This window comes from Pseudomonas fluorescens (genome assembly GCF_005938625.1).
Classification (GTDB): domain Bacteria; phylum Pseudomonadota; class Gammaproteobacteria; order Pseudomonadales; family Pseudomonadaceae; genus Aquipseudomonas; species Aquipseudomonas fluorescens_BD.
Map to the genome: position 1 here is coordinate 128831 of NZ_VCNJ01000005.1, position 11922 is coordinate 140752.

At 61.8% G+C, this 11922-nt stretch carries 10 protein-coding genes; 3 read left to right on the plus strand and 7 right to left on the minus strand.

All coding sequences use genetic code 11. The features are described from left to right. The first annotated feature begins 201 nt into the window (after positions 1–201). On the plus strand, positions 202–1593 hold the full coding sequence (locus FGA82_RS05280) for an L-cystine transporter (RefSeq protein WP_105704593.1): 1392 nt from the start codon (positions 202–204) through the stop codon (positions 1591–1593). Positions 1594–1703: 110 nt separating this feature from the next. Here the strand turns inward: FGA82_RS05280 and FGA82_RS05285 are convergent, their stop codons facing one another. Continuing rightward, entirely contained in the window at positions 1704–2216 is a 513-nt protein-coding gene (locus FGA82_RS05285; protein WP_141126276.1) for a dihydrofolate reductase, read from the minus strand. A gap of 85 nt (positions 2217–2301) precedes the next feature. Between FGA82_RS05285 and FGA82_RS05290 the strand changes: the two genes are divergently transcribed. Together FGA82_RS05290 and FGA82_RS05295 are read left to right on the plus strand one after the other, a co-directional pair. Continuing rightward, complete coding sequence (locus FGA82_RS05290) at positions 2302–3675, plus strand: DUF2868 domain-containing protein (RefSeq protein ID WP_141126277.1); 1374 nt, start codon at positions 2302–2304, stop codon at positions 3673–3675. Further along, the gene (locus FGA82_RS05295; RefSeq protein WP_141126278.1) at positions 3668–5044 is read left to right on the plus strand and encodes a GTPase/DUF3482 domain-containing protein; all 1377 of its coding nucleotides are present in this window, start codon (positions 3668–3670) and stop codon (positions 5042–5044) included. Before FGA82_RS05290 ends, FGA82_RS05295 begins: the two co-directional genes overlap by 8 nt. 103 nt (positions 5045–5147) lie before the next feature. On the opposite strand, the gene FGA82_RS05300 is transcribed toward FGA82_RS05295, so the two are convergent. The 6 genes from FGA82_RS05300 to FGA82_RS05325 form a co-directional block, all read right to left on the minus strand. Then, on the minus strand, positions 5148–5705 hold the full coding sequence (locus FGA82_RS05300; RefSeq protein WP_141126279.1) for a phosphonate degradation HD-domain oxygenase: 558 nt from the start codon (positions 5703–5705) through the stop codon (positions 5148–5150). Beyond that, complete coding sequence (locus FGA82_RS05305; protein WP_008088433.1) at positions 5705–6838, minus strand: TIGR03364 family FAD-dependent oxidoreductase; 1134 nt, start codon at positions 6836–6838, stop codon at positions 5705–5707. The genes FGA82_RS05300 and FGA82_RS05305 overlap by 1 nt, the downstream gene beginning before the upstream one ends. 118 nt (positions 6839–6956) lie before the next feature. Beyond that, positions 6957–7982 (minus strand): putative 2-aminoethylphosphonate ABC transporter substrate-binding protein, encoded by a 1026-nt coding sequence (locus tag FGA82_RS05310; protein WP_141126280.1) that lies wholly within the window; start codon positions 7980–7982, stop codon positions 6957–6959. Between the two features lie 36 nt (positions 7983–8018). Next, positions 8019–9743 carry a putative 2-aminoethylphosphonate ABC transporter permease subunit gene (locus tag FGA82_RS05315; RefSeq protein WP_141126281.1) on the minus strand — a complete coding sequence of 575 codons (1725 nt, stop codon included), beginning with the start codon at positions 9741–9743 and terminating at the stop codon, positions 8019–8021. Next, positions 9743–10819, minus strand: a complete 1077-nt coding sequence (locus FGA82_RS05320; RefSeq protein ID WP_141126282.1) for a putative 2-aminoethylphosphonate ABC transporter ATP-binding protein — start codon at positions 10817–10819, stop codon at positions 9743–9745. Before FGA82_RS05320 ends, FGA82_RS05315 begins: the two co-directional genes overlap by 1 nt. Before the next feature lie 232 nt (positions 10820–11051). Then, entirely contained in the window at positions 11052–11915 is an 864-nt protein-coding gene (locus tag FGA82_RS05325) for a LysR family transcriptional regulator (RefSeq protein WP_053124875.1), read from the minus strand. Positions 11916–11922 lie beyond the last annotated feature (7 nt).

Genomic DNA, 11922 nt, shown 5'->3' on the forward strand with positions numbered 1-11922 from the left:
ATGTGTATGACAGTCCTCGTCTGTCAGCGACCGCCCACGCCGCTATTTGCGCCAGATGCATTGCCGAGAGCGACACGCGCTTATTCCAAAAACGACGGACACCCTAAGATTTCGGTATTAAATCATTGCAAATCAAGCTGTTAGGCTTACCGGTTCGCAGCAGCCCCGGAAGGCTGTTGGCAAAGTCTTTCTGGAGTTCTCATGAACCTACCGTTGATTCTCAACCTGCTGGTGTTCCTCGCCCTGCTGTTCGGTCTGGCGCAAACCCGCCACACCACGTGGAGCCTGGCGAAAAAAGTCCTGCTCGCACTCGCGCTGGGCGTGGCCTTCGGCGTGGCGTTGCACACCGTTTACGGTGCCGGCAACCCGGTGCTGAAAGCTTCGATCGGCTGGTTCGATCTGGTCGGCAACGGCTACGTGCAGTTGCTGCAAATGATCGTTATCCCGCTGGTGTTCGCCTCGATCCTCAGCGCCGTGGCGCGTCTGCACAACGCGTCGTCGTTGGGCAAAATCAGCTTCCTGACCATCGGCACCCTGCTGTTCACCACCGCGATTGCGGCGCTGATCGGCATCGGTCTGACCAACCTGTTCGGCCTCACCGCTGAAGGTCTGGTCGCCGGCACCCAGGAAATGGCCCGTCTGCAAACCATTCAGACCGACTACGCCGGCAAGGTCGCCGACCTGAATGTGCCGCAACTGCTGCTGTCGTTCATCCCGCAAAACCCGTTCGCCGACCTGGCCCGGGCCAAGCCGACCTCGATCATCAGCGTGGTGATTTTCGCCGCATTCCTCGGGGTTGCCGCGCTGCAACTGCTCAAGGATGACGTCGAGAAAGGTCAGAAAGTGATCAACGCCATCGACACCCTGCAAGCCTGGGTGATGCGTCTAGTGCGTCTGGTGATGAAGCTGACTCCGTACGGTGTGCTGGCGCTGATGACCAAAGTGGTCGCTGGGTCCAACCTGCAGGACATCATCAAACTCGGCAGTTTTGTCGTGGTGTCGTATCTGGGTCTGGGCCTGATGTTTGTCGTACACGGTTTGCTGGTGTCGGCGGCCGGGATCAATCCGCTGCGATTCTTCCGCAAGATCTGGCCGGTGCTGACGTTCGCGTTCACCAGCCGTTCCAGCGCGGCGAGCATTCCGCTGAGTATTGAGGCGCAGACCCGTCGATTGGGGATTCCGCAATCGGTGGCCAGTTTTGCGGCATCGTTCGGTGCGACCATCGGCCAGAACGGTTGCGCCGGTCTGTACCCGGCGATGTTGGCGGTAATGGTTGCGCCAACCGTGGGCATCAACCCGCTGGATCCGCTGTGGATCGCGACGCTGGTGGCGATTGTGACGTTGAGTTCGGCCGGTGTGGCCGGTGTCGGTGGCGGCGCGACGTTCGCGGCGCTGATCGTGCTGCCGGCGATGGGTTTGCCGGTATCACTGGTGGCGTTGCTGATTTCGGTTGAGCCGCTGATTGATATGGGGCGCACGGCGTTGAACGTGAGTGGTTCGATCACCGCTGGCGCGATTACCAGTCAGGTGATGCAGCAGACTGATAAAGAATTGCTGGATGCCGATGAGCATGCGGAGCTGGCTCAGGCTTAACTGCAACACATACTTGTGGCGAGGGGATTTATCCCCGTTGGGTTGCGTAGCGACCCCATTATTTTGGGGCTGCTGCGCAACCCAACGGGGATAAATCCCCTCGCCACAATTTAGGCTTTCTCCCAAACCTCAAAGCTGTACGCGGGTTTATCGCCCTCAGCTGGATTCGGCACGTTCGACACCAGTTTCCACTGGTTCAAATCAAACTCCGGAAACCACGCATCCCCTTCCGGGCTCAACGCCACGCGCGTCAGATACAGACGATCCGCCTGCGCCAGCCCTTGCGCGTACAACTGCGCGCCACCAATCAGCATCAGCTCATCAACGCCCTGTTCCTTCGCCCATTCTCCGGCGCGAACCACCGCGGCTTCCAGCGACGGATACACCTCGGCACCTTCCAACACCAGATCGGCCTGACGGCTGACTACGATGTTCAAGCGCCCCGGCAGCGGTCGGCCGAGCGAATCCCAGGTCTTGCGACCCATGATGATCGGCTTGCCCAAGGTGGTGGCCTTGAAGTATTTGAAGTCCCCCGGCAGGTGCCAGGGCATGCTGTTGTCGACGCCGATCACGCGGTTTTCACCGAGGGCTGCGATCAGGCTGAGGGGGAGTGATTTAGTCATGCCGGCGAGGATACCAGAGCCGCGCTTACCCCGATAAGCGCCACAGCGGTTATGCTCAGCGCTGGATTAAGCGACGGGATGCCGCGTGACTGAACTGACTCCACTGCAAAACCTCTGGCTCACCGAGACCGTGCGCCTGCGCGAAGAACACGCTGGCACCCTGGATGATCTGGAAGCCAATCGACTGGCCCGCACCGCCGGCGGCGATCTGCCGAGCCGCATTCAACGCCGCGCGTTATGGCTGGCCGAACGTGACGGGCTGACGGCTGCCCTCAAACACTGGCTGCAAGGCGCGCGTCTGGCGCTGGTGTTGCTGATGATCTTCGCGGTACTGAGCGGCGCCGGTCTGGCCTTCGCCGCACTCGGCCAGACGCCGGTCAATGTGTTCTGGGCCTTGGGCAGCCTGCTCGGGCTGAACCTGATTCTGCTGCTGAGCTGGTTGCTGGGCTTGATCTTTGCCGGCGAACACGGCGCCACGCTCGGACGATTGTGGCTGTGGCTCAGCGAAAAAATGGCCCGTGACGCCAAAGCCGCGCAACTGGCGCCGGCACTGTTACTAATGCTGCAACGCAAGAAACTCAATCGCTGGGCGCTCGGGACGCTGGTCAACGGTTTGTGGTTGCTGGCGATGCTCAGCGCGCTGATTCTGCTGCTGACGCTGATGGCGACCCGGCGCTACGGCTTCGTCTGGGAAACCACGATTCTCAGCGCCGACACCTTTATCCATGTCACTCACGCATTCGGTTATCTGCCGTCGCTGCTCGGTTTCAACGTGCCGACGGTGGACATGATCCGCGCCAGCGGCGACGGCGCGCTCGACATCGAAAGCGCTCGTCAGGCCTGGGCGACCTGGCTGGTTGGCGTTTTGGTGGTGTACGGCGTGCTGCCGCGTCTGCTGCTGACGCTGTTGTGTTTCTGGCGCTGGAACAGCGGCAAAGCCGCGCTGCGTCTGGAATTGAACCTGCCCGGCTACGCGCAATTGCGTGAACGCCTGATGCCGACTAGCGAACGCCTCGGCGTCAACGATCCGGAGCCTGCGCAAATGCATCGTGTCGAAAGCAGCGTTGGCGAATTCGCCAGCGAAGGCGCGCTGCTGGTCGCCATCGAACTCGATGAACAACGTCCATGGCCGCCGGCATTGCCGAAAAATGTCAGCAACGCCGGCATCCTCGACAGCCGCGAGTCACGGCACAAACTCCTCGAACAATTGAGCCGCTTTCCGCCAGCACGCCTGGCGATTGCCTGCGATCCACGGCGCTCGCCGGATCGTGGCAGCCTCGCGCTAATCGCCGAGCTGGCGCGCAGCGCTGGCGAAACCCGCGTGTGGCTGCTGCAAGCGCCGCCCGGTGAAGCGCTGGATGGTGAACGCCTCGGCGACTGGCACATGGCGCTGCAACAACTGGAGTTGCCGTTCGCCGATTGCGCGCCGTTGAACTGGCTGGAGACGGGTCATGACTGATGCCTGGAAAGCGCCGCTGAAACTCGCCGTGGTCGGCCACACCAACGTCGGCAAGACCTCACTGTTGCGCACGCTGACCCGCGACGTCGGTTTTGGCGAAGTCTCCCATCGCCCGAGCACCACGCGGCATGTCGAAGGCGCGCGGTTGTCGGTGGACGGCGAGCCATTGCTCGACCTCTACGACACGCCGGGGCTGGAAGACGCCATCGCCCTGCTGGATTTTCTCGAGCGCCTGGAACGCCCCGGCGAACGCCTCGACGGCCCGGCGCGACTGGCGCGGTTTCTCGACGGCAGCGAGGCGCGCCAGCGTTTCGAGCAGGAGGCGAAAGTGCTGCGGCAACTGCTCGCCTCCGACGCCGGTTTGTATGTGATCGACGCCCGCGAGCCGGTGCTGGCCAAGTACCGCGATGAACTGGAAGTGCTCGCCAGTTGTGGCAAACCGCTGCTGCCGGTGCTGAATTTTGTCAGCAGCGCCAACCATCGCGAGCCGGATTGGCGCGAGGCGCTGGCGCGGCTGGGGCTTCATGCGTTGGTGCGTTTCGACAGCGTGGCGCCGCCTGAAGATGGCGAGCGGCGGCTCTATGAAAGCCTTGCGCTGCTGCTGGAAAATGCTCGTCCGCAACTGGAGCGCTTGATTGCTGATCAACAGGCTCAGCGCCTCGCGCGTCAGCAAAGTGCGGCGCGTTTGATTGCTGAATTGTTGATCGACTGTGCGGCTTGTCGGCGCAGTGTGGTCAGTGAAGCGGCGCAGGAACAGCAAGCCATCAGCGAACTGCGCAAGGCTGTGCGCCAGCGCGAGCAGAAGTGTGTTGAAGCGCTGCTCAAGCTGTATGCGTTTCGTCCGCAGGATGCGGCGGCGAGTGATTTGCCGTTGCTCGATGGGCGCTGGGGCGACGATCTGTTCAACCCGGAAACCTTGAAGCAACTTGGTGTGCGGGTGGGCGGCGGAATTGCTGCCGGTGCGGCGGCAGGGGCTGGTGTGGATTTGCTGGTTGGCGGGATTACCCTTGGCGCAGCGGCGTTGGCAGGGGCGATTGCTGGTGGTGCGCTGCAGACGGCGCGCAGTTATGGCAGTCGCTTGCTCGGCAAGATCAAAGGGCAGCGTGAGTTGACGGTGGATGACGGGGTGTTGCGGCTGTTGGCGCTGCGTCAGCGGCAGTTGGTGTTGGCGCTGGATCAGCGCGGGCATGCGGCGATGGACGCGGTTCAGGTGGCGACGCCGCAGGATAAAACCTGGCGCGAGGGCAAGTTGCCGGAGGCGCTGAACAAGGCGCGGGCGCATCCGCAGTGGTCGTCGTTGAATCCGCAGGCGAAGTTGAATCAGGCGGAAAGGCAGGAGCAGGTTGAGTCTCTGGCCAAAGATTTGTAGCGGCTGATCTGGCGCTATCGCGAGCAGGCTCACTCCTACAGTGGATCGCGTTCACCTTGTAGGAGTGAGCCTGCTCGCGATGGCAGCACCTCGCTCCAGCGACTTACGCAGCCAACAATCGCGCCGCTTTCTCCTTCAATAAGGCCAGATCAATCACCGGCACCGCGCTCTCCTTGGCCAACTCATCCCACTGCCTCATCCGCAGGCTGACGGCACACAACGGATCGCGCTCAAACTCATCCGCCTCCGCCTCGGTCATCACCCCGCCCTGATACTCCAGCGTCCGCCGACTCGCCTCACTCAAGCGCTCGAAATACCCCGGCTCACGCAGCGTCAGATACCGCTTGGCCTGTACGTGATATTCCACCAGCCGCGCCATACGCTCGCTGAAACCGGCCTCACGCAAATAATCCGCGCCGAGCCTTTCATGGCTGACCACGCCATAGCCGCCCATGTTTTCCGCGCCTTCGCCACACAAATGGCCGATGTCATGGAAGAACGCCGCCAGCACCACTTCATCATCAAAGCCCTCGGCGATCGCCAGTTCGGCGGCCTGGGACATGTGTTCGATCTGCGACACCGGTTCGCCGATGTAATCGCTGGTGCCAAAACGCTCATACAGCGCGAATACCCAGGCGACGGTTTGCTCGTGACCTGTCATCAAATCTCCTCCAGCAACTGCGCAATGTTGCGCTCGGCCAGCGCCGGGCCGACGCTCATGCCGACGCCGGTGTGCATCAGCGCCACACTCAACCCCGCTGCCGGGCGCAGCAACGAAAACGGCCCCGGCCCCCGAGCACCATAGACGCCCTGCCAGCGCTCGACCACTTGCACCTTGCAGCCCAGGGTCTGCTCGGCCAACTCAATCATCCAGTTGTCCACTTGCTCGGCGTTGAACGGTGAAGGATCGCTGCCGTAATGGTGCGAGTCGCCGATGATCAGTTCGCCGTACGGCGTCGGACTGATCAGCAGGTGAATGCCGTTGTCATGCAGGTGCGGTTGTTCACGCAGGATCTGCGCCTGCACCGCCGCCGCTTCCGGCAGATCGGCGAAGGCGCCGTAGTGCACGCAACTGAGGCCGGTGAGCAAGGCGTGTTGCAGATTCAGATCGATCTGCGGTTTGGCGCGGAGCATTTGCAGGCGGCAGATTTGCGGGTCGAGGGCGGCGATTGGTTCGGCCAGCAACGTCTGATAATCATGACCGGAGCAGATGATGATCTGCTTGGCGGTAAAACTGCCGGCGGTGCTGTGCAGGTGACCGGGTTCGACATCGCGCACCAGTGTGGAGAAGTGAAACTCGACGCCGAGGTCGCGGCGCAGGTAATCGATCAGCGCCGGGATCGCTTCGCGCGAGTACAGCTGTTGATCGTCGATGCCATGAAGCGCGGCGCGGTGATGACTGAACTGGCCGTTGTAGAGATCGCGCAGGGCGGCGCCGCGCAGCAGTTGAATGTTGTAACCGTGCTCCACGGCGCGACCGTTGCAGAAGGCTTCGAGCAGATGTTCTTCGGCTTCAGTGCGGGCGAACAAATACGAACCGTTGCGCTTGATTTGCAGGCCGGCGAGTTGCGCCCAATCGCCCCAGATGTCGCGGCTGGCTTTGGCTAGATCAAGCATTTGGCCCGGTGGCTGGCCGGTGACCAGGGCCTGGCCGAAATTGCGCACCGAGGCGCCGAGGGGTGTGGCGGTGCGTTCGAAAACGGCGACCTTGAGGCCGCGTTTGGCGGCGGCGTAGGCGTGCGATAAGCCGAGAATGCCGGCGCCGACGATGAGCAGGTCTTTGTGTTGTGTCATCTGGATGATGTCCTGAATGAAAGACCGTAATCGCGAGCAGGCTCACTCCTACAGTTGGAATGCGTTCCCCTGTAGGAGTGAGCCTGCTCGCGATGAGGCCCGGTCAGACTACGAAGATTTACTTGGCAGCGACTTTCTCGGACTTGCCGTCATAACGCTTGCGCCACTCAGTCAGGATCTCGTCGCGATTCTTCGAGGCCCAGGCAAAGTCGTTCTTGATCAAACGCTGCTCATAATCCGCCGGCAATTCGGTCTGCGGCTTGGCAATCCCCGGCTGCGCAAGAACCGCAAAGTTCTCTTTGTACAAATCCATCGCCTGAGCACTCGCCGAGAAGTCAGCGAGTTTCTTCGCCGCGTCTTCATGCGGCGTACCTTTGATCACGGCAGTCGCTTCGATCTCCCAGCCCAGACCTTCTTTCGGCAGGATGATGTCCAGCGGCGCGCCCTGACGCTTCAGCTGTACCGCCGGGTATTCAAAGGAAATCCCGATCGGGAACTCGCCCGCCGCCGCTAACTTGCAAGGCTTGGAACCGGAGTGAACGTACTGGCCGATGTTCTGGTGCAGACCGTCCATGTACGCCCAACCCTGCTTCTCGCCAAAGGTTTGCAGCCACGCGCTGACGTCGAGGAAACCAGTGCCGGACGACGCCGGGTTCGGCATAACAATCTTGCCCTTGTACTCAGGCTTGGTCAGATCCTGCCAGCTCACTGGCTTGGTCAAACCCTGCTTCTCGGCTTCTACAGTGTTGAAGCAAATCGTTGCGGCCCAGACGTCCATGCCGACCCACGCTGGCGGGTTTGCGGCGTCGCGGTAGTTCGCGCCGATCTTGCCGAGATCCTTCGGCGCGTAGCTTTGCAGCATGCCTTGCTGATCGAGGATCGCCAGGCTGGAAGCCGCCAGACCCCACACCGCGTCAGCCTGCGGACGGGCCTTTTCGGCGAGCAGTTTGGCGGTGATGATCCCGGTGGAATCACGCACCCATTTGATCTCGACGTCCGGGTTGGCTTTTTCGAACGCTTCTTTGTAGGACTTCAGTTGCTCGGCTTCGAGGGCGGTGTACACCGTCAACTCGGTTTTTGCCGCGAAGGCATTCAGGCTGAAAGTAGCGAGCACAGCAGCGGCCAGGGCCATAGGCTTGAACATGATCGTTTTCCTGTAATGAGTTGAACGGGATTGGAATCAGTGACCGGGCGCGGTTTGCCGCCAGGCTTGAGAACGGCGCAGCAAGCCGCGCGACGCCCACGCCAGCAGCAAGGACACGCCCGCCGAGGTGAACAGAATCAGGGTCGACATCGCCGCCGCGCCGCCGACGTTGCCGGCGTCATCCATGTTCAGCACCGCGACTGCCGCGAGGATGGTGTCGGGGCTGTAGAGGAAGATCGCCGCCGACACCGTGGTCATCGCCGAGACGAACAGGTAGCGCACGATGTCGAGCAACGCCGGCAGGCAGATCGGTACGGTGACGCGCAGGTAGTGGCGGTACAGCGGCGCCTTTAGCGACAGCGCAGCGGCTTCGAACTCGGCGTCGAGTTGGCGCAGCGCGGTGGTCGCGGTCATTTGTGCGGTGGTCAGGTAGTGCGCAATGGTGCAGACGATCAGCAGCGTCATCGTCCCGTACAGCACGTGCAGCGGGTTACCCGTGAGGTTGAAGAAGAAGACATAGCCCAGACCGAGCACCAGCCCCGGCACCGCCATCGGCACAAAACTGAGCATGCGCAACGCCAGGTTGAGGCCGCGTTGATCGCGGGTTTTCTCCATCAGATAAGCGCCGGTGAAGATCAGCACGCTGCCGATCAGCGCCGTACCCAAGGCCATTTTCAAACTGTTGCTGTAGGCCAGCCAGCCACCGCCAGCGGTTTCGTTGAACTGGTAATGGTTGAGCGACAGCGACAGGTTGTACGGCCAGAACTTCACCAAGGAGGAGAACACCGCCATGCCGAACACCAGAATCAACGCCGCGCTGATCAGCAAAACAATCGCCAGATAGCAGCCATCGCGCAGCTTCGACGGTGCCGGTTTGAACACCTGAGCGCGACCGTTCATGGAGTCACCGTGACGGCGACGCAACCAGGCGTCGACGCCGAAGCTGAACAGCGCCGGCAGCAACAGCACCATGCCAATCAACGCGCCGCGACCGAATTGTTGCTGACCGACCACAGCTTTGTAGGCTTCCAGCGCCAGCACCTGATAGTCGCCACCGACCACCACCGGCACACCGAAATCGGTGATGGTCAGGGTGAACACCAGACAGAACGCGGCGAACACAGCCTGACGCGTCGCCGGCCAAGTGATGCTGCGAAACGCTTTGGCCGGACTGGCGCCCATGCTCGACGCGGCATCGAACAGCCGCGCATCGGCCAGCGACAATGCCGAGAGCAGAATCATCAGTGCATGGGGGAAGGTGTAAATCACCTCGCCCAGCACAATCCCCCAGAACCCGTAGATGTTGTCCGAGAGCAGCCCGCGCAACATGCCCTGGTTGCCGAATAGATAAACCAGTGCAATCCCCGGCAACATCGACGGCGCCATCAGCGGCAATAACGAAATCCCGCGCCAGATGCCCTTCGCCGGAATCATCGTGCGTTGCAGCGCGTAGGCAAACAGGTAGGCCAGCGGTACGACGATGGCCGCAACGCTGAGGGAAACTTTCAGACTGTTGCCGAGCAGCCAGTGGAAATTCTCGCTGCTGACCATCTCCTTCGCCGCGATCCAGCCACCGCCCTGCCCGGCCTCATTACTAAAGCCACGCCAGAAGATCGCCAGCAACGGCAGCAACACCGCGACGCCGAGCAACAGCAGCAAGAGGACTTTGCCGCCGACGACAAAAATGCGGTCGCCGATCTCGGCTTTCGAGGACTGTCGCACCTGCTTGTGCGGTAGCGGCAGCGCGAGGTTGCTGTTCATCAGGCAAACACCTGCAGGCTGCGCGGCGGCAAGGCGACCATGATTTGCTGGGCGCCGAGGCGCGGCATGGCTTCCGGCGCGAGTTCGGCGAGCAGCGCGTGGCCCGGTAGTTGATCGAGTTCGAAGCTCATGCGGCAGCGGTTGCCGAGAAAGGTGATTTCACGGACTTTGGCCGGGAACAGGTTTTCCTCGTGCACTGGTGGATTAACGTTGATCGCTTCCGGGCGGCAGAACAAACGGCCCGAAGCACGCTGAACGCTGCCGTCGCTGAGGCGCAGGTTCATCCCGCCGACCTGCGCGTGAGTGTCACTGCTGCGTTGGAACGGCAGCCAGTTGCCCTGCCCGACAAACTCGGCCACGAACGGCGTGGCCGGGCGGTTGTAGATTTCCTGCGGGGTGGCGTACTGCTCGACGCGGCCGTTGTTCATCACGGCGATGCGGTCGGCCATCAGCATGGCTTCGTCCTGATTGTGCGTGACCATCAGCGTGGTGATGCCGAGGTTGCGTTGCAGTTGGCGCAACTCGGTGCACAGATGCTCGCGGACGCGGGCGTCGAGGGCGGACATCGGCTCATCAAGCAACAACAGCGACGGTGCCGGCGCCAAAGCGCGGGCTAGCGCGACACGCTGCTGCTGGCCGCCGGACAATTGACCGGGGTATTTTTTCTCGCTGCCGATGAGGCCGACCAGTTCCAGCATCTGGCCGACGCGACGGCGCACTTCGTCGCGACCGCTGCCGGCGAGGCCGTAGGCAATGTTCGCTTCGACGGTCAGATTGGGGAATAGCGCGTAGGACTGGAACAGAATCCCGTAGTCGCGGGCCTGCGGGGCGAGGTGCGAGACGTCGCGCTCGCCGAGGTACAGCTCACCGCTGTCCTGCTTCTCCAGACCGGCGATGCAGCGCAGCAACGTGGTCTTGCCGCAGCCCGAGGGGCCGAGCAGGCACACCAGTTCACCGGCGGCGACGTCGAGGGAGACGTTATCCAGCGCAGTGAACGCGCCGAAGCGTTTCTGCACGCCGCGCACTTTCATCGGCGCACCGGGGTTGGTCAGGGCAGTTGCGATGGCAGGATTCATGGACAGACCTCATCAAGCAGATGGGGCCAATCCTAGAGTTGTAATGCGTCCGTCATGTGGCAGTGAGGCAAAAACGGCCGATAGTGGTATTCGGGGATTTTGGTTCAGAAGATCCAGGTCTTGGGTTGTTTGAACCGACGCCTTCGCGAGCAAGCTCGCTCCCACAGTGGGAACGCATTCCAATGTGGGAGCGAGCTTGCTCGCGAAGAGGCCCAGACATTCAGCACAAGATTCAGGCCGGGGACATCTCTTGGGCCAAGCCAAGGAACGCCGCCGGCAACCGCGCGCCCTTGCGCTCCTTCAGGCAATACAGATACTCCGGAATCTGCGGCGCATTCTCGATCGTCAGCACACGCAACTGCGGATCATGCGGCACTTCCTGCCGGGCAATGATGCTGATGCCGATATTGCGCAACACCGCCTCACGAATCGACTCACGGCTGCCGATCTCCAGCAACGGCCCGAAACTCACGCCGGCACTCGCCAGCAACTCTTCCGTCAGCCGCCGCGTCGTCGAACCCGACTCACGCATCAACAACGTATGCCCGGCCAGCGCACTCAACGCCACATGCTCCTGCACAGCCAGCGGATGATTGCGATGCACCGCCAGCACCAGCGGATCAGTCCCGAGCACCCGACGAATCAACCGCGCGTCATCGAGCAATTGCGACGACGCGGCGATGTCCACCCGGTAATCCTCCAGCGCTTCGAGCACCTGCTGCGAGTTGCCGATTTCCACCGACACTTCCACTTGCGGCAAGCGTTCGCGAAAGGTCTTCACCAGATCGAGAATGTAATACGGCGCTGTCGCGGCGATGCGCAATGTGCCCTGCACCTGACCGCTGTTGCGCAGGAAGAACTCGATGTCGGCTTCCTGCTGCAACAGCGTCTTGACCATCGGCAGCAGCCGCGCGCCTTCGTCACTGACGCTAAGGCGCCGTCCACCACGGTAAAACAACTCCACCGAATACTGACTTTCCAGATTGCGGATCTGCGTGGTCACGGTCGGTTGACTGAGGCCGAGCTTTTTCGCCGCCAGCGTGATGCTGCCCAAGCGGGCGACCATGTAAAACGCTTTCAGCTCGGCACTCAGCACAGCCTTT

Excerpts from the sequence above, each read along its gene's own strand:
- FGA82_RS05280 (WP_105704593.1), top strand. The coding sequence starts at position 202 with ATGAACCTACCGTTGATTCTCAACCTGCTGGTGTTCCTCGCCCTGCTG.
- FGA82_RS05285 (WP_141126276.1), bottom strand. The coding sequence starts at position 2,216 with ATGACTAAATCACTCCCCCTCAGCCTGATCGCAGCCCTCGGTGAAAAC.
- FGA82_RS05295 (WP_141126278.1), top strand. The coding sequence starts at position 3,668 with ATGACTGATGCCTGGAAAGCGCCGCTGAAACTCGCCGTGGTCGGCCAC.
- FGA82_RS05300 (WP_141126279.1), bottom strand. The coding sequence starts at position 5,705 with ATGACAGGTCACGAGCAAACCGTCGCCTGGGTATTCGCGCTGTATGAG.
- FGA82_RS05305 (WP_008088433.1), bottom strand. The coding sequence starts at position 6,838 with ATGACACAACACAAAGACCTGCTCATCGTCGGCGCCGGCATTCTCGGC.
- FGA82_RS05310 (WP_141126280.1), bottom strand. The coding sequence starts at position 7,982 with ATGTTCAAGCCTATGGCCCTGGCCGCTGCTGTGCTCGCTACTTTCAGC.
- FGA82_RS05315 (WP_141126281.1), bottom strand. The coding sequence starts at position 9,743 with ATGAACAGCAACCTCGCGCTGCCGCTACCGCACAAGCAGGTGCGACAG.
- FGA82_RS05320 (WP_141126282.1), bottom strand. The coding sequence starts at position 10,819 with ATGAATCCTGCCATCGCAACTGCCCTGACCAACCCCGGTGCGCCGATG.